The organism is Candidatus Corynebacterium faecigallinarum (assembly GCF_052264515.1).
In the GTDB taxonomy this organism is placed as follows: domain Bacteria; phylum Actinomycetota; class Actinomycetes; order Mycobacteriales; family Mycobacteriaceae; genus Corynebacterium; species Corynebacterium faecigallinarum.
Genome location: NZ_JBQQOC010000030.1, coordinates 1 through 22302 on the forward strand (window position 1 = coordinate 1; position 22302 = coordinate 22302).

Consider the following 22302-nt stretch of genomic DNA (forward strand, 5'->3'; position numbering starts at 1 on the left):
GACGATCAGCCCACAGGGCAGACTCCGGAGCAGACTCCGGGGCAGCCCGCCACGCCCCGGGTTCGTGCTCACCAGATGGTGGCGAACACCATCGAGAACCGGATCCTGGCCGGTGAGCTTCATGTCGGTGACCTGCTCCCCCCGGAACGGGCACTGTCGGAACAACTGAACGTCAGCCGGGCCGCGGTGCGTGAGGCGATCCGGGTGTTGGAGGGGCAGGGTGTCGTGGAGTCCAACGTCGGCTCCGGGGAGAAGGCCGGTACCTTCATCGCTGCGATGCCGTCGGAGGCACTGTCACGATTCCTGCGGCTGCACGTCGCCCTGTCGAACTTCAGTCTCGACGAGGTGGTCCGCACCCGGTCGATCCTGGAGGTCGAGAGTGCCCGGCTCGCCGCCGTCGTCCGCGACCCCGAAGCGCTGGCCAAGATGCGTCAGGCCGTCGAGGAGATGGATGACCCCACGGTGAGCCGTGAGGTGTTCAACGACACCGACACCCGCTTCCACATCGCCCTGGCCCACGGCTCCGGCAACCGACTCTTCGCTGACATGACCCAGGCGATCCGTGAGTCGCTGCGGGTGCCGACCCTGCGCGGTTTCCAGGTGAATCAGGACTGGGAATCACTGGCCGACACCCTGCGTGCACAGCACAAGGGCATTCTTCAGGCGGTGGTGGACGGTGATGCCGAGGAGGCTGGACGGCGGATGGCGGAGCATGTCGAGACCGCCTACCGGCGTGTGTTCGGCTGAGCGGACCCACGGGCAGGTTTCCGGGACAGGTTTTCGGGCGGGGAACCTTTCGGGGTGCTGGTGGCGTCTCTCTGACCGTGGTGCGTCCCGACCGGCGGGAGGCACACTGACACCCGTGAAAAGGGGAGGGACCCATGAGTTTCAGAACGACGACCGAGGTCATGCAGGCAACCGCAGGGCGGGTCGACAACGTCAACGACCAGGTGCAGGGCGAGCTCAACCGGTTGCGCGGCACCGTCGACGGGCTGCGCGGGGCGTGGCAGGGGGATGCGCAGTTGTCCTTCCACGCGCTGATGGAGCGCTGGAACGAGTCGGCCACCGAACTGCGGGCGGCCCTGCACGGCATCTCCGAGAACATCCGCGGCAACGCACGCGGCTTCCAGCAGGTCGAGGACGAGAACGTCGCCGCCTTCCGATGAACCGGCCACCAGGTCGGCAGCTGACCAGCACAACCCACATGAACATGACAGGACGGTAGACCGTTGATCCAGTACAATTTCGCGCAGATCGCCCAGGCGTCTGCAGACATCCATGCCACCAACCGGACCATTGACGGGCTCTTCGACCAGCTCAAATCGGACATCGCCCCGATGGTCGCCGAATGGGAGGGCGAGAGTGCCTCCGCCTACAAGGTCGCCCAGCAGCGATGGGACACCGCCGCCCTGGAGATGAACCAGGTGCTCCAGTCCATCGCCCGGGCGGTCGACGATGCCAATGCCCGCATGAGTCAGATCAACACCAGCGCCGCCAATAGCTGGGCCTGACCCCCGGGCCGTTGCCACCGCCGCCACCGTCGTCCCCCGTCGGTGGCGGCCTTTTGGTACTCGGGGGCACTTCCGGTAGTCTCGTTCAGGTTGCGATCATCCATGTTGTCCTGCCCTCGACGACCCGGATGATCGGCCCGCAGGTCCCCACCGGCCGCTGCGGGCGCCGTTCCTGGTTTCCACCGTGTTCTCCACGGAGTTTTCCACAGTGTTCCCAGGGACCACGGTCTCCCGGCTGGCAGTTCCATGAAGACCTAGAGGAGTCGTCAATGACTACTTTCCACCCGAAGAGCGGTGACATCACCCGTAAGTGGTACGTCATCGACGCCACGGACGTGGTTCTGGGTCGTCTGGCCACCCACGCAGCTGACCTGCTGCGCGGCAAGGGCAAGGCGATCTACGCACCCAACGTCGACTGTGGTGACAACGTCATCATCATCAACGCGGACAAGGTTCACATCTCGTCCAACAAGCGGGACCGCGAGTTCCGTTACCGCCACTCCGGTTACCCGGGCGGCCTGAAGACCCTCTCCCTGGGCCGCTCCATGGAGCTGCACCCGGAGCGCGTCGTGGCTGAGTCCATCACCGGCATGATGCCGCACAACAAGCTCAACCGCGAGTCCGCTAAGAAGCTGCGCGTCTACGCCGGCTCCGAGCACCCCTACGCGGCCCAGAAGCCTGAGGCCTACGAGATCAAGAAGGTGGACCAGTGACCGATAACGAGAACTACACCGCAGAGGCCGCAGAGGCCGCTGATGTCGAGAACTTCGCTGCCACCGACGCCGTGAACGAGGAGTTCGTCGCCAGCATCGGTGACTCCGTCGCCGAGGGCACCGAGACCGAGGGTGACGACGCCGTCGCCGCCGCTCCGGTCCTGTACGACGGCCCGATCCAGACCGTCGGTCGCCGCAAGGAGGCCGTCGTCCGTATCCGCATGGTGCAGGGCTCCGGCCAGTTCACCTGCAACGGTCGCACCCTGGAGGACTACTTCCCCAACAAGCTGCACCAGCAGCTGATCAAGGCTCCGCTCGTTCTGCTCGAGCGCGAGAACCAGTTCGACTTCCAGGTCAACCTCAAGGGCGGTGGCCCGTCCGGTCAGGCCGGTGCGATGCGTCTCGCCATCTCCCGTGCGCTGAACAAGTACAACCCCGAGGAGCGCTCCGCCCTGAAGAAGGCCGGCTTCCTCACCCGTGACGCCCGCGCGGTCGAGCGCAAGAAGGCCGGTCTGCACAAGGCCCGTCGCGCCCCGCAGTACTCCAAGCGCTGATCGTGTCGGGGCACTTGTGCCCCGACCCTGTCAGCCCCTGGTGGTCTGGTCCGGTTCTCGAACCGGACGCATCGCCGCCCCATCCCGCACTTTCCGTGCGGGGTGGGGCGGTTTCTTTGTTCGGACTGCCGGTTGGTGCCGACGTCATCGGAGATTGCATACCGTCATCGCAGATTGTCGATAATTGGCATAAAAGTGACATAGTTCGATGACGCTGTGCACGTTCCGATGACGCAGTTCTGCCGACAGGCAGATCACACCATCCCCGAACCCTGTCCCGGAGCGCCCCGACCACTAGACTGGTTCCCCATGAGCAGACTTTTCGGAACTGACGGTGTGCGTGGTCTGGCGAACAAGGCCCTCACGGCACCGATGGCGTTGCGGCTGGGGGCCGCCGCCGCACGCGTCCTGACGGAGACGGGCCAGAGCTCGCGGCGTCCTACCGCGGTCATCGGCCGTGACCCGCGCGTCTCCGGTGAGATGTTGGCCAACGCTTTGTCGGCGGGCATGGCCTCGCAGGGGGTGGACGTCCTGAACGTCGGCGTGCTGCCGACCCCGGCCGTCGCCTTCCTCACCGACGACTACGGTGCCGACATGGGCGTGATGATCTCCGCCTCGCACAACCCGATGCCCGACAACGGCATCAAGTTCTTCGCCGCCGGTGGCCACAAGCTCGATGACACCGTCGAGGACGAGATCGAGTCCGCGATGCTGGACCGGACCGAGACCGGCCCGAGCGGTGCGGCGATCGGCCGGATCATCGAGGAGTCCGGCGACGCCCTGGAGCGCTACCTCTTCCACCTGCAGGACGCTGTCCCCCGCCCGCTGGACGGCATCCGTGTCGTCGTCGACTGTGCCAATGGTGCGGCCAGCAGTGCCGCCCCGATGGCCTACCAGGCCGCCGGTGCCGAGGTCGTGGCGATCCACAACACCCCGAACTCCTTCAACATCAACGACAACTGCGGCTCCACCCACATCAACGTGGTCCGCGACGCCGTCCTGGAGCATCATGCCGACCTGGGCCTGGCCCACGACGGTGATGCCGACCGCTGTCTCGCGGTAGATTCCGAGGGCAATGTCATCGACGGCGACCAGATCATGGCGATCCTCGCCGTGGCGATGAAGGAGGCCGGGGAGTTGCGCAAGAACACCCTGGTTGCGACGGTGATGTCGAACCTGGGCCTGTCTTTGGCGATGAAGGAGCAGGGTATCGAGCTGCGGCGCACGAAGGTCGGTGACCGCTATGTGCTGGCCGACCTCAACGCCCACGACCTCGCGCTCGGTGGCGAGCAGTCCGGCCACATCGTCATCCCCTCGCACGGCACCACCGGCGACGGCACGCTGACCGGACTGTCGTTGATGGCGCGGATGGCCGAGACCGGTCAGACCCTCCGCGACCTCGCAGGGGTGATGACGGTGCTGCCGCAGACTCTGATCAACGTGCCGGTGGAGGACAAGGAGCGCATCCACACCTCCCAGGCGGTCAAGGACGCCATCGACGAGGCGGAGGCGGAGCTGGGGGAGACCGGACGGGTGCTGCTGCGCCCCAGTGGTACCGAGCAGGTCTACCGCGTGATGGTCGAGGCGGTTACCTCGGCAGAGGCCAAGCGGGTCGCAGGAAAGCTCTCCGGGGTGGTCATCGCCGAGGGGTAGCGAATCCCGCATCCCGGGGAACCTTTGGGTGGGGTGGTGGCGTCTGTCAGTCATGAGGCGCCCGGGCGGGCCGTGATGGCCCGCCTCTTTTTCGCGGTGAGTGCTCGTGCGACGACCGGTCGTGCGGACGCGGGGTGCAACGCATGGACAAGGGGAGGTTCGGCCGTGCCAGGTTTTGGGCAGGACGCAGGCAGACTCAGCGTGGATCCAGTCGCAGCGGGGGAGGTGCTGGACGATGCCGCCGGGCAGCTGGCCCGCCGGTTGGACGCACTGACGGCGGCACCGCCTCGCCTGGAGGCGTCCCGCTACGGGCCGGGCCTGGCCGACCGGGCGGCCCAGCTGGTCGAGTTGGTGAACCGCGCCCACCGGGTACGGCTGTCCCATACACAACGACTCCGCGACGGGGTGCAGGTGGCCCGCGAGACCGTCCGCAGCGTGCAGGGCACCGACGCGGCCTCGGCAGCCAGCCTGGGCACCGGGCGGTCGACAGGTGAGGGGAGCCGGTGATGAGGACAAGTGTTGCCAACCAGCAACGGATGACCACCGCAGTCCGAGACCTCGAGAGCACCGCCGGGATGGTCCAGGCGGCCGGTCCGATGATTGCTCCGGTGCTGAAACCTATCCTCTGGAGCGTGCTCGGCTTCTTCACCGGTTTCGGGGGCGGAGATTCCGGGGCCGGGTCAGGGGGCGGTCGAGGAAAAGGTGGGCTGATCGGGAAACTCCTCAATTTCATCCGGGATACAACGACCAGCGTTCTTGGTGGTCTCGCCGGGGCGATGATCGGTGACCGGCTGACTGGTGCTGCCGAGGAGAGCGACAACCACGAACAGGACGTGGCTGATGCCGAGGACTCCCTGGACTGGGGAGATGAGCTGTTCGACGACATCCAGCAGCAGTGCGCGGATGCCGTGGAGTCCTGTGTCTCAACCGCAGTACCGATGGCGCAGGCACTGATTGCCGCGGCTGCGGCGGCAGGGGAGCCGCAGGGTACCCAGCTGCGGATGCTGGCCGCCCAGCTACTCAGCACCGCTGGTGAATCGGTCTGCACCATGGTCGAGGGACGCAATGAGAGCCTCAGCGAGTGTATGGACTTCATGATCCAGCGGTGCACTCCTGCTGCTCAGGAGGGCAACTGCAGTGTCCCCCTTGCCGATGCCCCGGCACCGGCGGTCACCGCGGCGGCCAGTGAGGCCGCCGGGGTGCCGCCGTCCTCCGGTGTGGTGGAAACAGCACCTGCGGGCATGGCTGCCCCGGCAGTGTCAGCCCCGGCAGTGTCGGCCGCAGCCGGGTCCGCTGCGACGGCAACAGTGCCACCCGTGATCTCGGGGCAGGTCCCCGCAGCGCCGAACATCCTCACGCAGGCGGCATCGCTCGGTGCCGGACTGGCGGCCGCAGCCGGGGCCGGAGTGGTGTCGTCCGGCCCACCGCCGGCACCCACACTGCCCACCCTGCCCACACTGCCCGACATCGTCGGGAATGTGCAGCAGGCCGTGGACACGGCCATCACCACCGCGGTGGAGACCGTCACCCAGGTGGTGACCCCGGTGACCGGCGACTGCCCCGTACCGCCTGTCGAGTGTGAACCTGCAGCCTGCGAACCGGCTGAGAGCGTACCGGAGGACTGTGACACCGATGGCGACACCGATGACGACCTCGGAGACGACCCGCCACCCGAGGTCATTCCTGCCGGTGAGGAGTCGCCGGAGAATACCGAGGACGCTGGCGTCGACAAGTCCGCCGTCGACGAGACAGGTTTCGACAAAAGTGGCTTCGACAAGAGCGGCGTCCTGCCGGACGCGGCGGTTGACCACGCCAGTCACCCTGTCGAACCCGACCCGCCCGCCCCGACCTCCATCGGTGACGTCGACGCCGCCCCGTCCGGGGAGGCCGATGGCACCGACGAGGCGGAGGGGACCGCAGCTTCGCGGGAGAGCGTCCCGTCCCACCCGGGCTGGAGCCCGGAGGTGTGGTCGACGGAGAAGGCAGGGGAGTCGCCCGATACCGCACCCGAGGTGACTGTGGAACGGAGTGATCAGTGGTGACGAGCGCAGGAGAACAGCACTACGAGGCACAGATGGAGCGCTACCTGGCGACGGTGGAGACCGCCACCGCAGAGTTCCGGGACGCGATGGAGAAAGCGCAGGAGCAGGTGCGGGAGTTCGCCGAGTCCGACCTCGGGAAGAAGGTTCTCGAGTCACTCACCGAGGAACAGCAGGCAGCGGTGCTGGGCCAGTCCAACGACGGCGACACCGACACCGACAGCGGCACCGGCTACCGTCCTGCGCCTGGCTCAACCGGATCGGGCGGAGTCCGGCGTACCGGCATCTTCGACTAGAGCAGCAGTTTCGCCATGGCGTATTCGTCGTGGGGCTGCCCGTCGATCATCAATGTCGAACGCAACGTCCCCTCGGCCGTGAAGCCGGCCTTGCGGTGGAGCGCCACCGCGGGTTCGTTCACCGTCACCACCGTCAGCTCCAGGCCGCCGAACCCCTCATCGCCGTCGTCACGGCGTTCCCCCGGTTCGAAAAGCATGTAGGACGTCGCATCGTCCAACGCGAACAGCAATCGACGGAATGCCGCGCCATCCGACGCAACCAACGGTCGGAATGACGCGGCAGTACCCATCAGCCCCGGGTCAGAGCTTCTTCAGTGCCCGCTCACCGGCGGCCAGCGGGTCGACGAACTCCGGCAGACCCTCGATGAGCTCACCGCGTGTGGACAGCGTCGTACCCTTGATCTCGAGCTCCGGGTCGCGGAATGGCGCGTACTTCTTGTCGTCCTCCGCGAGGATGAAACCGACGGTCAACGCACGGATGCGATCCTGCACGGCGAACTCCATGCCGCTGCTGGAGACGGCGAACTTTCGCATCAGCTTCTCGTGGAAACCGTCGGAGGTGGCCTTGTCCACCGAGCGGTACACCACGTCGCCACGCCAGTAGGCGGCCACGCGCTCGGGTTCGCCCTTCTCGAAACCGGTGGTGCGGCCCGGGCTCAGCACCAGGCCGGGTGCCGAGACATGCGTGGCGGCGTCGTAGCAGCTTGGTGCGGTGTCCGCCGGGTGGATCGCAACGACGCCGGCGAGCGTGGGGGTGTCGGTGTACTTGCGACGCGACTCCGTGGACGCCTCGCGTCCGGTCGCGGCGAGGACGGCGGCACCGGCACCCATACCGTGCCCGGCGAGGAAAAGCTTCGACGGGTCGACGGTGATGTTGCCGGCGCCCAGCCGCACACCGGAAAGGATCTGCAGGCAGGACTCCAGGTCGGAGGCGAAACCACGGTGGTTCGGCAGTGCGCCACGCTCGGTGTCGGGCGCGGCGACGGCGATACCCCAGCTGGCCAGATGGCGCAGCGTGGCGTGGTATCCGTCGACACCGATCTGCCAGTCGTGGCCGAAGGCCACACCGGGGATCGCGGTGCCTTCCGCGGGGGCGTAGACGCGTCCCGGGATGCCGGCGAAGTCGAGGTCGCCGACGAGGACCCGGTGGGGACCGCGCTTTTCCAGACTGGGGATGAGGTTCTTGACGTTGACAGCCACGGTGCACAGCCTAGTGGATGGCGCGTCTGCGGTGGGGGACTCACGGAGAACTCGTGTGTGGCAGTAGTGTTGTCAGACATGTGTGGAATCGTTGGTTACGTCGGAGATGAGTCAAGTAGCACCGGTGCTCTCGGCATCGGTCTGGACGCCCTTGCCCGTATGGAGTACCGGGGTTATGACTCCGCCGGTATCGCAGTCGTCGGTTCCGACGGGCTGCACGTGGAGAAGAAGGCCGGCAAGCTGGCGAACCTGCTGGATACCCTGGATGCCGACGGTCGGGACCGGTTCACCGGTTCGACCTGCATCGGACACACCCGCTGGGCGACCCACGGGCGCCCCAACGACGTCAACGCCCACCCGCACGTCTCCTACGACGGCAAGGTGGCCATCGTCCACAACGGCATCATCGAGAACTTCGCCCCGCTGCGCGCCGAGGTCGAGGCCGCCGGTGTCGAGTTGTCCAGCGAGACCGACTCCGAGGTCGCCGCGCACCTGGTGTCCCTCGCGTACAACGGTGGGCCCACCGCCGGAGACTTCGAGGCCTCCGCCATGGCCGTCCTGCGTCGCCTGGAGGGTGCCTTCACCCTGCTGTTCACCCATGTCGACCAGCCCGGCACGATCGTCGCCGGACGTCGCTCCACCCCACTGATCGTCGGCGTCGGTGAGAACGAGATGTTCCTCGGCTCCGACGTCGCCGCCTTCATCGCGCACACCCGCCAGGCCGTCGAACTCGGCCAGGACAACGTCGTGGTCATCACCAAGGACGGCTACAAGGTCATGGACTTCGACGGCACCGCCGCCGAAGGTCGACCCTTCACCATCGACTGGGACCTGGAGGCCGCGGAGAAGGGCGGCTTCGACTCCTTCATGATGAAGGAGATCTTCGAGCAGCCCGCCGCGATCCGCGACACCCTGGCCGGGCACTTCGTCGACGGCCGCGTCGTCCTCGACGAGCAGCGCCTGTCGGACGACGACCTGCGCCAGATCGAGAAGGTCTTCGTCGTCGCCTGCGGTTCGGCCTACCACTCCGGCCTGCTGGCGAAGTACGCCATCGAGCACTGGGTGCGTATCCCGGTGGAGATCGAGGTCGCCAGCGAGTTCCGCTACCGCGACCCGGTGCTGGACCGGCAGACCCTGGTCGTCGCCGTCTCCCAGTCCGGGGAGACCGCCGACACCCTGGAGGCCGTCCGCCACGCCAAGACCCAGGGTGCCCGCGTCCTGGCGGTGTGCAACACCAACGGTTCCCAGATCCCGCGTGAGTCCGATGCGGTGCTCTACACCCACGCCGGCCCGGAGATCGGTGTGGCCTCCACCAAGGCTTTCCTGGCGCAGGTGGCGGCGAACTACATCGTCGGCCTGGCACTGGCTCAGGCCCGCGGCACGAAGTACCGGGACGAGATCGAGTCCATCTTCGAGCAGCTGGACGCCACCCCTGCCAAGATCGAGCAGGTCCTGGAGCTGCAGGAGCAGGTCCACGCCCTGGCCGAGGAACTCGGCCCGATTCCCACCATGCTCTTCCTGGGACGCCACGTCGGCTACCCGGTCGCACTGGAGGGCGCGCTGAAGCTCAAGGAGCTGGCCTACATCCACGCCGAGGGGTTCCCCGCCGGTGAGCTCAAGCACGGTCCCATTGCCCTGATCGAGGACGATCTGCCGGTCGTCGTCGTGGTGCCGTCCCCGCGGGGCCGCGAGATCCTGCACTCCAAGATCGTCACCAACATCCAGGAGATCCGCGCCCGCGGCGCCAAGACCATCGTCATCGCCGAGGAGGGCGATGAGGCGGTCAAGCCCTACGCCAACCACCTGCTGCAGATCCCGGAATCGGCGACCCTGCTGCAGCCGCTGCTGTCGACCGTCCCGCTGCAGTTCCTGTCCGCGGAGATCGCCCGCCAGTGCGGCAACGGTGACATCGACAAGCCGCGTAACCTCGCCAAGTCCGTCACCGTGGAGTGATCTGACGATGTCTGACACGCCTGGCACTTCTGGCACTTCTGGCACAGTGGCCCCGGGCCACGAGTTGGCCGAGATCATCACCGATCTCGGTGCCATCGAGCACAACGTGGCCACCCTGGTGCGCGTCGCTGCCCCGGCCGGGGTGATGGTGGTGGTCAAGGCCGACGGCTACAACCACGGCATGGTGGACGTCGCCCGTGCCGCCCTCGCCGGTGGTGCCGCCGCTCTCGGGGTCGCCACCCTCGGCGAGGCCATCGCGCTGCGTGGTCAGGGTGTGGACGCACCGCTGACCGCCTGGATGTGGCTGGCAGACCCGGCACTCGAGGAACTGCGCCCGGCCGTGGAGCTGGACATCACCCTCGGCATCCCCTCGCTGGAGCACCTGCGGGCCGCTGTCCAGGTGTCCCGTACCGCGCTGGCCGACGGTGCGTACGCACCGCTGCGGGTCGGCCTGATGGTCGACACCGGGCTGTCCCGCTCCGGCATCTCGCCGCACGATTGGTCAACCGCGGTCACCGAAGCCGCCCGTGCCGCCGCCGACGGCCTGCTGGAGGTTCGTGGCGCCTACTCCCATCTGACCAGTGCAGACGACCCGTCCAACCCGGTCACCGACCTGCAGGCGGAGCGTTTCGACGCCGCCATCGCCGACTGCCGGGCCGCCGGCCTTGAGATGCCCGTCAACCACATCGCGAACACTCCGGCGACGCTGACCCGTCCCGACCTGCGTCATGAACTCGTCCGGCCCGGTGTGAGCGTCTACGGGGTCTACGCCGTGGACCCGGCGGCGATCCCGGCGCCGGTACGCGAGCAGTCCGGTGGTGATATCCAGCTGCGCGAGTCGATGACGGTGCGCGCCAGGGTGGTCACCACCCGTGTGGTACCCGCCGGGGAGGGCGTCAGCTACGGACACCTGTGGCGTGCCGAGCGTGACACCCGCACTGCGGTGGTGGCGTTGGGTTACGCCGACGGGATTCCGCGCAACCTCTCGGGACGCTTCGGCGTGACGATCAACGGGGAGTTCTTCCCGCAGATCGGACGGGTGTGCATGGACCAGTTCGTCGTCGACCTCGGCCCGGCTGCGGACGGTGACAGCGCGGGCGCGCAGGTCCGAGCGGGTGACTGGGCGGTGATCTTCGGCGAGGGAGGACGCTCCGTCGAGGAGATCGCCGTCGCCGGTGACACCATCGCCTACGAGATCCTGACCCTGCCCCGCGGTCGGGTCGCCCGCCGTACCGTCGGGGGAGCAACGGTATGACCGACGAGGTAGCGCGGCCGTGCCAGGCATTCGTGGCCCCGTCCGGCGAGTGCCGTCTCGACTCGGCTGAGGAGATGCGGGCGGCCGGAGAGTCCCTCGGTGGACTGCTCACCGCCGGTGACGTCGTGGTGCTCACCGGTGCACTGGGGGCAGGGAAAACCACGCTCACCCAGGGAATCGCCACCGGGCTGGGGGTACGGGGACGGACCCAGTCTCCGACGTTCACCATCGTCCGCGAGCACAAGGCAGGGGTTCCGGGGCGCCCGGGACTGTTGCACATGGACGCCTACCGGCTGCTTGGTGAGGGCGTGCACGATGCCGCCGAATTGCCCCGTGAACTGGTGCTGGACACTCTGGAGTCGCTGGATCTCGATGCTGACCTGGCCGACCGGGTCCTCGTCGCCGAGTGGGGACGTGGCGTGGTGGAGTCCCTGGCCACCGCGGGGTCGCGGGTGCTGGACGTGGACATCGACCGGGGGGCGGGGCTCGACACCGAAATCACCCCCGAAGAAGAGCCCCGGGTTCTGCAATGGCTCTGGTCACAAGCTTAGGTCTCTGATACTACGGAGACTGGTCACCCCCGCTACCCCCGGTGCTTGGTGTAGATGAAGCATCAATGACACAATGGGTGGTGGATCACCGTGAGGGGTGTATCCAGAGGCCCCGTCGTAATTGGAGAGTGCGACGGGGCTTCGCCTATGTCCGGGGACTTTCCGAGGGGGACTAGGATTGTGCCTCATGCACGTTCTCGCGGTCGACACTTCCACCTCCTTCGTCGTCGCCGGGGTGGTCGAACTCCCCAGCGGCACTGATGACACGAACTCCGCTTCATCCGGCTCCTTCGGCATGGCCCTGCTGTCGGAGACCACAGAGCTCAACCCCCGTGGTCACATGGAGGTGCTCACCCCGAACATCCTCGCCGCCCTGTCCAGTGCCGGACTGGCACCGGCGGACCTCGACGCGGTCGTGGTCGGCACCGGTCCTGGGCCGTTCACCGGACTGCGGGTCGGCATGGCCACCGGTGCGGCCTTCGGCGACGCCCTCGGAATCCCGGTGCACGGCGTGCCCAGCCATGTGGCCACCGCTGCAGCGCAGGAGAGTGCCGCTACCGCCGAGCATCCGGTACTGGTGCTCAGCGATGCCCGCCGTCGGGAGTGGTACGTCGCCACCGTCCCCGGTGAGCCGACGGTCGCCCCTCCGGCGGAGATCATCGAATCCCACCCGCAGGCGCAGGTGCTGGCGTCCAGGGAGACCGCGGTTGCGGCCGCCGAAGTACCCGGCTGGGAGATCCTCGACGCCGATGCTCGCCCGACCCCGGTCGGCCTGGTCCGTGCTGCCTTGTCCCTGCACGGTGGGGCAGCGGGGCTTGCAACGGACGGCGAGCCGCTGCGCGCGCTCTACCTGCGGCGTCCGGACGCCATCGCCCCGAAGCCCAAGCCGATCTCCGGGGCGCTGGACTTCAGCAACGTCGATCGGGACGAGCCCGCCGAGGCGGCGGTCGAGGTGCCGACCGAGACGCCGACCGTCGGCCCGCTGACGCCGGAGGCCGCCACCCGCTGTGCCGAGATCGAGACGGAGCTCTTCGCCGGCGACTCGCCCTGGCCGGTTGTCGGATTCACCTCCGAGATCGTCGCACCGCACACCCGCTTCATCGGACTGGTCACCGGGGCGGGAACTGACCAGGAGGAGTTGGTCGGCTACGCCGGGTTGGCGAAGAACGGTCCGGCGAACGACCCGGAGTTCGAGATCCACACCATCGGCATCGACGCCGCCCACCAGGGTCGGGGTTGGTCCCGGCTGCTGATGGACCCGCTGATGGAACTCGCCGATGCCGATGACGGACCCGTCTACCTCGAGGTCCGCACAGACAATGAGCCGGCGATCGGACTGTATTGTTCCTACGGCTTCGAGATCGTCGGTACCCGACGCAACTACTACCGGCCCTCCGGTGCGGACGCCTACACGATGGTGCGTCCGGCACGCTCCGTCCGTCAGGATGCCGGCGGGCAGAACCAGGCTGAGGCTCAGGCTGAGCCCCAGCTCCCGGCGCAGACCGCCGACCGCCCGCTGTTCGTCATGGGCGTGGAGAGTTCCTGCGACGAGACTGGTGTGGGCGTGGTCGAACTGCACGCCGACGGCACGGTGACACAGGTGTCGAACCGGGTGGCGTCCTCCATGGAGCAGCACGCCCGCTTCGGCGGCGTGGTTCCCGAGATCGCCTCGCGGGCACACCTGGAGGCCATGGGTCCGACCATGCGGGCGGCACTCGCCGACCTCGCTGAGGCGTCCGGGGCGTCCGGGCGGTCTCGTCCGGACGCCGTCGCCGCCACCGTCGGCCCGGGCCTGGCCGGGGCACTGTTGGTCGGCGCGGCGGCGGCGAAGGCCTATGCCGCGGCCTGGGGTGTGCCCTTCTACGGGGTCAACCACCTCGGCGGCCACGTCGCCGTCGGCACCCTCGACGGGCAGGGTGCAGATGACGGTACTGGCGACCTGGACCACGCCATCGCCCTGCTGGTCAGCGGCGGTCACACGCAGATCCTCGAGGTCAACGGGGTGGGTCGTCCGATGAAGGAGCTGGGTTCCACCCTGGACGACGCCGCCGGCGAGGCCTATGACAAGGTTGCCCGGCTGCTCGGCCTGGGCTACCCCGGTGGCCCGGTGATCGACCGCCTGGCCGCCCAGGGTGATCCGACGGCGGTGAAGTTCCCCCGCGGACTGAGCCGCGCCCACGACCCGGCCTACGACTTCTCCTTCTCCGGGCTCAAGACCGCCGTCGCCCGGTTCGTCGAGACCACCGAACGCCAGGGCACCACCATCCCGGTGGAGGACGTCTGTGCGTCCTTCCAGGAGGCGGTGGTGGATGTGTTGACCGCCAAGGCGGTGAGAGCCTGCACCGACACCGGGGCGGACGTCCTGCTGCTCGGTGGGGGCGTGTCGGCGAACCGTCGGCTGCGCGCCCTGGCCGCTCAGCGCTGCGCTGCGGCCGGGGTGTCGCTGGTGGTCCCGGCGTTGCCGTTGTGCACCGACAACGGCGTGATGATCGCGACCTTGGCGGCCCGGTTGATCGACGCCGGGGCCGACGCCAGCCCGCTGGCCGTGGCCACGGATCCGTCGATGGACGTCGAGGTCCCGCTGTTGGCAGACGCGGCGGTTGAGGGCTAGCACTTGGCAGGGTAGAGTGCCAGGTGGTTGTGTGACACACAGTTGTTCACCCGCGACGACGGCTGTGCAGGATATACCAACCGGAACACAAGACAATTCCGATCACTGCATGAACGCATACACGGAGGTATTCAACGTGGCTAACGTGAACATCAAGCCGCTCGAGGACCGCGTCCTCGTCCAGATCGTCGAGGCCGAGACCACCACCGCATCCGGTCTGGTCATCCCGGACTCCGCCAAGGAGAAGCCGCAGGAGGCCACCGTCGTCGCCGTCGGCCCGGGCCGCTGGCACGACGATGACGACCGCATCCCGATGGACGTCGCCGTCGGCGACACCGTCGTCTTCTCCCGCTACGGCGGCACCGAGCTCAAGTACGACGGCCAGGAGTACCTGCTGCTCAACCAGCGCGACATCCTCGCTGTCGTCGCCGACTCCGCCGACAACCAGGAGTAGATCACCGCATGTCAAAACTCATCGCATTCGACGAGGAGGCCCGTCAGGGTCTCCAGCGCGGTGTGGACACGCTGGCTGACTCGGTGCGCGTCACCCTGGGGCCCAAGGGCCGCAACGTCGTCCTCGACAAGGCCTTCGGTGGCCCTGTCGTCACCAACGACGGTGTGACCATCGCCCGCGACATCGATCTCGAGGACCCCTTCGAGAACCTCGGTGCCCAGCTGGTGAAGTCCGTCGCCGTGAAGACCAACGACATCGCCGGTGACGGCACCACCACCGCCACCCTGCTGGCCCAGGCCCTGATCAACGAGGGCATGCGTACCGTCGCCGCCGGCGCGAACCCGATCGCCGTCAACAACGGCATCACCGCCGCTGCCGACAAGGCCCTGGAGCTGCTCGCCGAGCGTGCCGTCCCGGTCGCCGACAGTGCCGCCATCGCCAGCGTCGCCACCGTGTCCTCGCGTGACGAGGGCATCGGTGCCAAGGTCGCCGAGGCCATGGACACCGTCGGTAAGGACGGAGTCCTCACCGTCGAGGAGTCCCAGTCGCTGGCCGACGAACTCGTCGTCACCGAGGGAGTCTCCTTCGACAAGGGCTACCTGTCGCCCTACTTCGTCACCGAGGAGGAGTCCGCCCAGGCCATCCTGGAGAACCCGGCCATCCTGCTGGTGCGCGAGAAGATCAGCTCCCTGCCCGACTTCCTGCCCGTCCTGGAGCAGGTCGCCAAGGCCGGCAAGGAACTGTTCATCGTGGCTGAGGACGTCGACGGCGAGCCGCTGCAGATGCTCGTCGTCAACTCCATCCGCAAGTCCATCAAGGCCGTCGCGGTGAAGTCCCCGTACTTCGGCGACCGCCGCAAGGCCTTCATGGACGACCTTGCCGTCGTCACCGGTGGCACCGTGGTGGACAAGGAGCTCGGGGGCAACCTCTCCGAGGTCTCCCTGGACTCCCTCGGTTCCGCCCGCCGCATCACCGTCACCAAGGACGAGACCGTCATCGTCGACGGTGCCGGTTCCGTCGAGGACCTGGAGGCCCGCCGCGTCCAGATCCGCAACGACATCGAGCGCACCGACTCCACCTGGGACCGGGAGAAGCTCGAGGAGCGTCTGGCCAAGCTGTCCGGAGGTGTCGCCGTCATCCGTGCCGGTGGCGCCACCGAGACCGAGGTCAACGAGCGCAAGCTGCGCATCGAGGACGCCATCAACGCCGCCCGCGCGGCCGCCCAGGAAGGCGTGATCGCCGGTGGCGGTACCGTCCTGGTCCAGATCGCCAAGGAGCTCGACGTCTTCGCCGAGGGCTTCGACGGCGATCAGGCCGTGGGCGTCAAGGCCCTGGCACGCGCACTGCGCCGTCCGGCCTACTGGATCGCCGACAACGCCGGCCTCGACGGTGCCGTCGTGGTCTCCCGCATCGCCGACCTGCCCGACGGCCACGGCTACAATGCCGCGACCGGCGAGTACGGTGACCTGCTGGCGCAGGGCATCCCGGACCCGGTGAAGGTCACCCACTCCGCGATCGTCAACGCCACCTCCGTGGCGCGGATGGTGCTGACCACCGAGACCGCCATCGTGGACAAGCCCGCCGAGGCTCCGGCCGCCGACGGACACGGACACCACCACTAGGTTGCGGCTCATCCGGCACCGGCCACCCGGCCCGCCGACCGCGAACACCCGCTTCCCTCCCCCGTCACTGACGGGGCCGGGGGAGCGGGTGTTTTTCTGGCTGGGCTGTCGTCGGTCAGGACGCCAGGCGGCGAGGGACGGCCCGGGGTGCCCGCGTGCGCTCGTCGATGGCGGCGGCGCGTTCGGACTCACCCATACCGCCCCAGATCCCGTACACCTCCCGTGACCTCAGGGCGTGGTCCCGGCACTGGGCCAGCACGGGACAGTCCGCGCAGATCGCTTTCGCGCGGTGCTCACGCATGGCACGGGCCCGGCCACGTTCCCCGTCCGGGTGGAAGAAGACGGCGGACTCGGCTCCACGGCATGCTCCGTGGAGCTGCCAGTCCCAGAACGTGGAGGCGGGACCGGGGAGTTGGCTCGGCTGCGGCATGGACGTGTTCTCCTGAACTGACATCAACTGTCACGGGGATATATCAACTGCTGTGACTCCAGGTTCCTCCCCGGACATGAACGGCAGGTTGCCGGGTCCTTGTCAGTACGTGACATTGTGCGGATACCCGGGGCAGGACGCCGACAGCACCTGGATCGGGCGTCCATTGTGGTAATTTCGGCACGTGCCTGCACCCCAGTGCGGCAGTATCGGCGGCAATGTAAGGATCATGACAGTTTCTGAGGACCTGGGCGATGAGTTGTCCCGTCTCGTCCCGCCGGCGGTGGACGGTGACGAGCGGGCGGTCCAACGCATCATCGACCTTATCCATCCTGCCGTCGTCCGCTACTGCCGGTCCCGTGTGCCGTCCACCCGCTACCCCACGCCGGAGGACCTCGCGCAGGAGATCTCCCTGGCGGTCGCCCGTGCGATCCCCGGGTACCAGGACCAGGGCAAGCCGTTCATGGCCTTCGTCTACCGCATCGCCGCGAACAAGATCGTCGACGCCCGTCGATCGCAGTCGCGCGACCCTTCGCTGCCGACCGAAACCGTCCCGGATCTGGAAGTGAGCAGGGACACGCCCGAATCCATCGCTTTAGAGGTGAACGCCTGTAACGACGTGGTCGAGCTGCTCGATACTCTCAGTGACAAGGCCCGGCAGATCGTGACCCTCAGGGTCTTCGGAGGCTACAGTGCCGAGGAAACTGCGGAGATCGTCGGTTCGACCGCCGGGGCTGTCCGGGTCGCCCAGTTCCGGGCCCTGGCGAAGATGCGGGAGACCTTGGACAATCGTCGCCAAGCACACTGATGTGCCGACAATGCTCCCAAGGCTCTATAGAAGTAAGAATGACTCAAGGACGTAAATGATGGACAAGCACATCCATAATGCGGCAGATGTCGACGCCACGCGTCGTGCTGACGAGTTCCTTGACGTCATTGCGGCCGGGGGGACTCCGCAGACCGACGATGAGCTGCTGTTGCTGCTCGCCGCCGCCCGAAGCCAGGCGGACAAGAACATTCCGGACGCTCCGGTGGTCGCCGGTGCTGACGGTGCTGCCGCTGGCGCCGCCGCGGCACCGCACCCCGGTGACGAACTTGCCGTACGCCGCCGTCGTCGGCTGCGTGTCGGCGGTGCTGCCGCGGCAGGCGGCCTGTCGCTGACCTCCCTGATCGTCGGTGGCGGCGTCGCCGCCGCGCTGGTCGTCGGCGGCCTCACGGTCGGCTCGATCATCACCTCGGACAACAGTGGGCAGGACGACTCCCAGGTCGTCGCCGAGAGCGGCACCGAGGACGACACCGTCCCGGATCCCACCAGGGAGACCGGTACCCGCGAGGATGACGAGGACGTCCCGCCGCCCGAGGAGGTGCCGGAGGAGGACGTCAACCCCAACCAGGACGACGACTCCATGGTCCTGGCTGAGCCGGAGACCCCGCCGGAGCAGGAGCCCCGTGCGCCGGAAGGCTCCACGGACACCACCGAGGATCAGGGCGGCCAGGGTGGCCAGGGCGGCGAGGCCGCTCCGCAGCACGAGACCGCACCGGGTGAGAACCCCGGTGGGGAAGGTATGGCACCCGACGGTGAGGTGCACACCCTCCGCGGCCCGGGTCAGACAATGGCAGGTGCGGAACAGGGCGGGGCACAGTCCTCGACCCCCTCGTCCTCCTCGGCCTCGTCCTCCTCGGCCTCGCCCACCCCGGCCCCGCAGGGCAGGGTCGGGTCGGCCGTCGAGACCGAGCCCGCCCCGGAATGATGACCCGCCGCTGAGTCAGCTCAGCGACGCCAGCGGAAGGTACGTGGTGCCCGGGCCAGCCAGTCGGCGGCGTCGGCGTAGCCTGCGCAGTAGTCCCAGGAGACGTAGAAGTCCGGGTCGGGGGCGGCACCGGGCTCATGCACCGGCACCGGCTCGCCATTGAGCATCGTCGCCAGGTTGGACACCAGGATCGGCCAGTCGTAGTAGTGCAACTCGTGGCAGTCCTCGCAGGTCATTTCAACACCGAGCACGCCCCGCGGTTCCAGCAACTCGCGGAAGCGGCGTACATTGGCCAGGTCCTCCCGCAGCGCCATGCGCTCCTCGTCGGACAAGGGCTCGTCGTAGCCTTCGTCCTCCATCAGTTCCGCCGGATCCACCGGGTCATCGGCGAAGGGGTCCGGGGGCATCTGGGAATCATCGAAGTTCACGTCCCATACCGTACCCGCTGTGGTCGCGCAGGGGAACCACTCGGCTATCCTGTGGGGAGACCCTCGAATCAGACGACAGCTCTTCAAGAATGCAGGAGGCGGGACCGAACATGACCGATGCCCAACGTGTGACCACTGGTGGCGATGACCCGAGGAAGGTGGAACTCGTCGGGCTGACCTTCGACGACGTCCTGCTGCTGCCCGGGGCGTCCGACGTGGTCCCCTCCGAAGTGACCACGAAGACCCAGCTGACCCGGAACATCACCCTCAACGTCCCCGTCATCTCCGCGGCGATGGACACCGTCACCGAGGCGCGCATGGCAATCGGCATGGCCCGCCAGGGCGGTATGGGCGTGCTGCACCGCAACCTGTCTATCGAGGACCAGGCCGAGCAGGTGGAGATCGTCAAGCGCAGCGAGGCCGGCATGGTCACCGACCCGGTGACCTGCTCCCCGGAGATGACCATCGGCGAGGTCGACGAGATGTGCGCCCGGTTCCGCATCTCCGGCCTGCCGGTCGTCGACGCCAACGGTGTCCTGGTCGGTATCTGCACCAACCGCGACATGCGCTTCGAGGAGGACTTCTCGGCCAAGGTCGCCGACGTCATGACCCCGATGCCGCTGGTCACCGTCGAGAAGGGCGTCTCCGCCGAGGCCGCCCTGCGTCTGCTGCGCGAGCACAAGGTCGAGAAGCTGCCCATCGTCGACGGGGCCGGCAAGCTCACCGGCCTGATCACGGTGAAGGACTTCGCCAAGCGTGAGAAGTTCCCGAACGCCGCCAAGGACGGCTCCGGCCGCCTGCTCGTCGGCGCCTCCATCGGTACCGGCGAGGACTCCTTCCGCCGCGCCGGCGCGCTGATCGACGCCGGGGTGGACGCCCTGGTCGTCGACACCGCCCACGCCCACAACACCGGTGTGCTGGAGATGGTCTCCCGGATCAAGGGCGAGTTCGGCGACAAGGTCGACATCATCGGCGGCAACCTGGCCACCCGTGAAGCCTCCCAGGCCATGGTCGACGCCGGTGCCGACGGCATCAAGGTCGGCATCGGCCCGGGCTCCATCTGCACCACCCGCGTGGTCGCCGGTGTCGGCGCCCCGCAGATCACCGCCATCCTCGAGGCTTCCGTTCCCGCCCGCAAGGCCGGCGTCCCGATCATCGCCGACGGCGGCATGCAGTACTCCGGTGACATCGCCAAGGCGCTCGCCGCCGGTGCGTCCTCCGTGATGCTGGGTTCCCTGCTCGCCGGCACCGCCGAGGCCCCCGGTGAGATCACCGTGGTCAACGGCAAGCAGTACAAGATGTACCGCGGCATGGGTTCACTCGGCGCGATGAAGGGCCGTGGCCTGCACGGTGAGCAGCGTTCCTTCTCCAAGGACCGCTACTTCCAGGCCGACGTCACCAACGAGGAGAAGCTGGTGCCCGAGGGCATCGAGGGGCGTATCCCCTTCCGTGGCAGTGTCGAGACCATCATCTACCAGATGGTCGGTGGCCTGCGTGCGGCCATGGGCTACACCGGTTCGTCCACCGTCGCCCACCTCAACGACGCCCACTTCGTCCAGATCACCGGTGCCGGCCTGCGGGAGTCCCACCCGCACGACATCCAGATGACCGTCGAAGCTCCGAACTACTACCAGCGTTAGGACGTGACAGGCATGCAGGACCAGGTGAACATCGGGATGGGACGCGCGGCGCGCCGCGTCTTCGGCTTCGACCAGATCGACATCGTCCCTTCGCGGCGGACCCGTTCGTCCCACGACGTCGACACCACGTGGAAGATCGACGCCTACCGTTTCGACATCCCGATCATGGCGCACCCGTCGGACGCCGTGGTGACCCCCGAGTTCGCCGTGGAGTTCGGCCGCCTGGGTGGTCTGCCGGTGATCAACGCCGAGGGACTGTGGGGACGCCACCGCGATCTGGACGCCGCGCTGGAGAAGGTCCGCACCGCCGCCGGTGCCGGTGACCCGCTGGGGCTGCCAGGTGCCGACGGTGACGACTTCGCCGCGCAGCGCGTCCTGCAGGAACTGCACTCCGCCCCGCTGGACACCGGCCTGCTGGCCGAGCGTCTGGCCGAGGTCCGCGACTCCGGGGTGACCTTCGGTGTCCGGGTCTCGCCGCAGCGGGCACGTGAGCTGGCCCCGGCACTGATCGCCTCCGGGATCGACCTGCTGGTCATCCAGGGAACCCTGGTCTCCGCCGAGCACGTGTACTCCGACGGTGAGCCGCTGAACCTCAAGGAGTTCATCGGCTCACTGGACGTCCCGGTCATCGCCGGTGGTGTGGTGGACTACACCACCGCGATGCACCTGATGCGTACCGGTGCCGCCGGTGTGATCGTCGGTGCCGGTGCCACGACCAACGCCCAGGCGCTCGGTATCGACGTGCCGATGGCCACCGCCGTCGCCGATGCCGCCGCCGCCCGCCTGGACTACCTCGACGAGACCGGCGGACGCTATGTCCACGTCATCGCCGACTCACACCTGTCGGTCTCCGGTGACATCGCCAAGGCGATCGCCTGCGGTGCGGACGCGGTCGCCCTGGGCGCCCCGCTGGCGCTGGCGGAAGTGGCAGGTGGGCGCGGCCACTACTGGCCTGCGGTGGCCGCCCACCCGGGTCTGCCGCGTGGCGAGGCGGAGGCGGTGTTCGGCGTGCTCGGCACCCGCAGTACCGTCCCGCTGGAGAAGTTGCTCTTCGGCCCGACGGATAACCCCTACGGTGAGGAGAACCTCGTCGGCGGGCTGCGGCGGTCGATGGCCAAGTGCGGTTACACCGACCTGAAGAGCTTCCAGAAGGTTCCGCTGGCGGTGCGTTAGGACGCGCGCCGCGCCCACCGCTCTCCCCGCCGGCGATGTCAGAAGGGTGGGATGAATCGTCGGTTTCCGAGAGAGATAACGACGATTCATCCCACCCTTCTGACGTGCTTGAGGGAGATGCTCGCGTGAGGCAGGACACCTCAGGCGGTGTCCGCCTTGTCCCCGTCTGCGTTCCCGTCCGTGTACCCGGTCCGATTGCTCTCGTCCTGTTGCGGTCGGCTGTGCCGTAGTTCCTCGACGAGCTCGTCGAAGAAGTGCCGGACGTACGTCCAGCGTTCGGACGTGACGTTCATCAACTGGGGCAGTTCCTCGAGGGCATCGTGCTGGGCGCGCTGCTGCCGGTGCTCGGCGAGCTCCTCGCGGATCATGCGCAGGGACTCTTCAGCGTCGACGATGATCCGCTCGAGTTGGTCCTCGACCGGGTCGGTGTAGTCGTCGGGGGTGGTGTGGTCTGTCATGGCGGGTCTC

24 protein-coding genes are annotated in these 22302 nt (G+C 67.9%); 19 read left to right on the plus strand and 5 right to left on the minus strand.

Translation table 11 applies throughout. The features are described 5' to 3' along the window. The 9 genes from ACTXPP_RS12440 to ACTXPP_RS12480 all read left to right on the plus strand — a co-directional run. The coding region (locus ACTXPP_RS12440; RefSeq protein ID WP_443342429.1) for a FadR/GntR family transcriptional regulator at positions 1–747 on the plus strand (747 nt) is incomplete at its 5' end. A gap of 134 nt (positions 748–881) precedes the next feature. After that, a complete protein-coding gene (locus tag ACTXPP_RS12445; RefSeq protein ID WP_301495699.1) occupies positions 882–1166 on the plus strand; it encodes a WXG100 family type VII secretion target in 285 nt (94 codons plus the stop codon). A 63-nt stretch (positions 1167–1229) separates the two neighbouring features. Next, complete coding sequence (locus ACTXPP_RS12450) at positions 1230–1511, plus strand: WXG100 family type VII secretion target (protein WP_301495701.1); 282 nt, start codon at positions 1230–1232, stop codon at positions 1509–1511. Positions 1512–1780: 269 nt separating this feature from the next. Then, positions 1781–2224 carry a 50S ribosomal protein L13 gene (gene rplM, locus ACTXPP_RS12455; RefSeq protein WP_301495703.1) on the plus strand — a complete coding sequence of 148 codons (444 nt, stop codon included), beginning with the start codon at positions 1781–1783 and terminating at the stop codon, positions 2222–2224. Next, a complete protein-coding gene (rpsI, locus tag ACTXPP_RS12460; protein ID WP_301495705.1) occupies positions 2221–2778 on the plus strand; it encodes a 30S ribosomal protein S9 in 558 nt (185 codons plus the stop codon). Before rplM ends, rpsI begins: the two co-directional genes overlap by 4 nt. A 309-nt stretch (positions 2779–3087) precedes the next feature. Beyond that, positions 3088–4431: a phosphoglucosamine mutase gene (gene glmM, locus ACTXPP_RS12465; protein WP_443342433.1), complete on the plus strand. Its 1344-nt coding sequence runs from the start codon at positions 3088–3090 to the stop codon at positions 4429–4431. A gap of 201 nt (positions 4432–4632) precedes the next feature. Next, positions 4633–4938 (plus strand): hypothetical protein, encoded by a 306-nt coding sequence (locus tag ACTXPP_RS12470; protein WP_443342435.1) that lies wholly within the window; start codon positions 4633–4635, stop codon positions 4936–4938. 29 nt (positions 4939–4967) lie between these two features. Further along, complete coding sequence (locus ACTXPP_RS12475; protein ID WP_443342436.1) at positions 4968–6473, plus strand: hypothetical protein; 1506 nt, start codon at positions 4968–4970, stop codon at positions 6471–6473. Beyond that, the gene (locus ACTXPP_RS12480; protein WP_301496142.1) at positions 6470–6766 is read left to right on the plus strand and encodes a FliH/SctL family protein; all 297 of its coding nucleotides are present in this window, start codon (positions 6470–6472) and stop codon (positions 6764–6766) included. The genes ACTXPP_RS12475 and ACTXPP_RS12480 overlap by 4 nt, the downstream gene beginning before the upstream one ends. Here ACTXPP_RS12480 and ACTXPP_RS12485 read toward each other — a convergent pair. Both ACTXPP_RS12485 and ACTXPP_RS12490 read right to left on the minus strand, forming a co-directional pair. Then, the gene (locus ACTXPP_RS12485) at positions 6763–6963 is read right to left on the minus strand and encodes a GNAT family N-acetyltransferase (RefSeq protein ID WP_301525623.1); all 201 of its coding nucleotides are present in this window, start codon (positions 6961–6963) and stop codon (positions 6763–6765) included. The two genes, ACTXPP_RS12480 and ACTXPP_RS12485, sit on opposite strands and share 4 nt — an antisense overlap. A gap of 103 nt (positions 6964–7066) precedes the next feature. Next, positions 7067–7966 carry a dienelactone hydrolase family protein gene (locus ACTXPP_RS12490; protein WP_301496138.1) on the minus strand — a complete coding sequence of 300 codons (900 nt, stop codon included), beginning with the start codon at positions 7964–7966 and terminating at the stop codon, positions 7067–7069. A gap of 78 nt (positions 7967–8044) precedes the next feature. Here ACTXPP_RS12490 and glmS point away from each other — a divergent pair, with 78 nt between their 5' ends. The 6 genes from glmS to groL all read left to right on the plus strand — a co-directional run bounded on the left by glmS (position 8045) and on the right by groL (position 16412). Further along, on the plus strand, positions 8045–9919 hold the full coding sequence (gene glmS, locus ACTXPP_RS12495) for a glutamine--fructose-6-phosphate transaminase (isomerizing) (protein ID WP_301496136.1): 1875 nt from the start codon (positions 8045–8047) through the stop codon (positions 9917–9919). A gap of 46 nt (positions 9920–9965) precedes the next feature. Then, positions 9966–11174, plus strand: coding sequence for an alanine racemase (gene alr, locus ACTXPP_RS12500; RefSeq protein WP_443342439.1), 1209 nt, complete (start codon positions 9966–9968; stop codon positions 11172–11174). Next, positions 11171–11725, plus strand: a complete 555-nt coding sequence (tsaE, locus tag ACTXPP_RS12505; RefSeq protein WP_443342441.1) for a tRNA (adenosine(37)-N6)-threonylcarbamoyltransferase complex ATPase subunit type 1 TsaE — start codon at positions 11171–11173, stop codon at positions 11723–11725. Before alr ends, tsaE begins: the two co-directional genes overlap by 4 nt. Positions 11726–11912: 187 nt before the next feature. Continuing rightward, positions 11913–14336 carry a tRNA (adenosine(37)-N6)-threonylcarbamoyltransferase complex transferase subunit TsaD gene (gene tsaD / locus ACTXPP_RS12510; RefSeq protein ID WP_301496132.1) on the plus strand — a complete coding sequence of 808 codons (2424 nt, stop codon included), beginning with the start codon at positions 11913–11915 and terminating at the stop codon, positions 14334–14336. A gap of 136 nt (positions 14337–14472) precedes the next feature. Beyond that, a complete protein-coding gene (groES, locus tag ACTXPP_RS12515; protein ID WP_301496130.1) occupies positions 14473–14790 on the plus strand; it encodes a co-chaperone GroES in 318 nt (105 codons plus the stop codon). Between the two features lie 8 nt (positions 14791–14798). Next, entirely contained in the window at positions 14799–16412 is a 1614-nt protein-coding gene (gene groL, locus ACTXPP_RS12520) for a chaperonin GroEL (protein WP_301496128.1), read from the plus strand. A 115-nt stretch (positions 16413–16527) separates the two neighbouring features. On the opposite strand, the gene ACTXPP_RS12525 is transcribed toward groL, so the two are convergent. Then, positions 16528–16842 carry a WhiB family transcriptional regulator gene (locus ACTXPP_RS12525; protein WP_301496126.1) on the minus strand — a complete coding sequence of 105 codons (315 nt, stop codon included), beginning with the start codon at positions 16840–16842 and terminating at the stop codon, positions 16528–16530. A gap of 229 nt (positions 16843–17071) precedes the next feature. Between ACTXPP_RS12525 and shbA the strand changes: the two genes are divergently transcribed. After that, the gene (shbA, locus tag ACTXPP_RS12530; protein WP_301496124.1) at positions 17072–17650 is read left to right on the plus strand and encodes an RNA polymerase sigma factor ShbA; all 579 of its coding nucleotides are present in this window, start codon (positions 17072–17074) and stop codon (positions 17648–17650) included. A 58-nt stretch (positions 17651–17708) separates the two neighbouring features. Further along, positions 17709–18593: a hypothetical protein gene (locus ACTXPP_RS12535; protein ID WP_443342445.1), complete on the plus strand. Its 885-nt coding sequence runs from the start codon at positions 17709–17711 to the stop codon at positions 18591–18593. A gap of 20 nt (positions 18594–18613) precedes the next feature. Here the strand turns inward: ACTXPP_RS12535 and ACTXPP_RS12540 are convergent, their stop codons facing one another. Beyond that, complete coding sequence (locus tag ACTXPP_RS12540) at positions 18614–19021, minus strand: DUF5319 domain-containing protein (RefSeq protein WP_443342446.1); 408 nt, start codon at positions 19019–19021, stop codon at positions 18614–18616. Between the two features lie 110 nt (positions 19022–19131). Between ACTXPP_RS12540 and guaB the strand changes: the two genes are divergently transcribed. Both guaB and ACTXPP_RS12550 read left to right on the plus strand, forming a co-directional pair. Next, positions 19132–20661, plus strand: coding sequence for an IMP dehydrogenase (gene guaB / locus ACTXPP_RS12545; protein ID WP_301520533.1), 1530 nt, complete (start codon positions 19132–19134; stop codon positions 20659–20661). 12 nt (positions 20662–20673) lie between these two features. Next, positions 20674–21834, plus strand: coding sequence for a GuaB3 family IMP dehydrogenase-related protein (locus tag ACTXPP_RS12550; protein WP_301498894.1), 1161 nt, complete (start codon positions 20674–20676; stop codon positions 21832–21834). Positions 21835–21974: 140 nt separating this feature from the next. Here the strand turns inward: ACTXPP_RS12550 and ACTXPP_RS12555 are convergent, their stop codons facing one another. Continuing rightward, complete coding sequence (locus tag ACTXPP_RS12555) at positions 21975–22292, minus strand: hypothetical protein (RefSeq protein WP_301497130.1); 318 nt, start codon at positions 22290–22292, stop codon at positions 21975–21977. Positions 22293–22302: the final 10 nt, after the last annotated feature.

What these genes read in the sequence shown, in the direction of transcription:
- ACTXPP_RS12485 (WP_301525623.1), bottom strand. Translation starts at nt 6,963, where the DNA reads ATGCTTTTCGAACCGGGGGAACGCCGTGACGACGGCGATGAGGGGTTC.
- glmM (WP_443342433.1), top strand. Translation starts at nt 3,088, where the DNA reads ATGAGCAGACTTTTCGGAACTGACGGTGTGCGTGGTCTGGCGAACAAG.
- rplM (WP_301495703.1), top strand. Translation starts at nt 1,781, where the DNA reads ATGACTACTTTCCACCCGAAGAGCGGTGACATCACCCGTAAGTGGTAC.
- tsaD (WP_301496132.1), top strand. Translation starts at nt 11,913, where the DNA reads ATGCACGTTCTCGCGGTCGACACTTCCACCTCCTTCGTCGTCGCCGGG.
- guaB (WP_301520533.1), top strand. Translation starts at nt 19,132, where the DNA reads ATGACCGATGCCCAACGTGTGACCACTGGTGGCGATGACCCGAGGAAG.
- ACTXPP_RS12445 (WP_301495699.1), top strand. Translation starts at nt 882, where the DNA reads ATGAGTTTCAGAACGACGACCGAGGTCATGCAGGCAACCGCAGGGCGG.
- ACTXPP_RS12525 (WP_301496126.1), bottom strand. Translation starts at nt 16,842, where the DNA reads ATGCCGCAGCCGAGCCAACTCCCCGGTCCCGCCTCCACGTTCTGGGAC.
- groL (WP_301496128.1), top strand. Translation starts at nt 14,799, where the DNA reads ATGTCAAAACTCATCGCATTCGACGAGGAGGCCCGTCAGGGTCTCCAG.
- tsaE (WP_443342441.1), top strand. Translation starts at nt 11,171, where the DNA reads ATGACCGACGAGGTAGCGCGGCCGTGCCAGGCATTCGTGGCCCCGTCC.
- shbA (WP_301496124.1), top strand. Translation starts at nt 17,072, where the DNA reads ATGACAGTTTCTGAGGACCTGGGCGATGAGTTGTCCCGTCTCGTCCCG.
- ACTXPP_RS12555 (WP_301497130.1), bottom strand. Translation starts at nt 22,292, where the DNA reads ATGACAGACCACACCACCCCCGACGACTACACCGACCCGGTCGAGGAC.
- glmS (WP_301496136.1), top strand. Translation starts at nt 8,045, where the DNA reads ATGTGTGGAATCGTTGGTTACGTCGGAGATGAGTCAAGTAGCACCGGT.
- ACTXPP_RS12535 (WP_443342445.1), top strand. Translation starts at nt 17,709, where the DNA reads ATGGACAAGCACATCCATAATGCGGCAGATGTCGACGCCACGCGTCGT.
- ACTXPP_RS12475 (WP_443342436.1), top strand. Translation starts at nt 4,968, where the DNA reads ATGACCACCGCAGTCCGAGACCTCGAGAGCACCGCCGGGATGGTCCAG.
- ACTXPP_RS12550 (WP_301498894.1), top strand. Translation starts at nt 20,674, where the DNA reads ATGCAGGACCAGGTGAACATCGGGATGGGACGCGCGGCGCGCCGCGTC.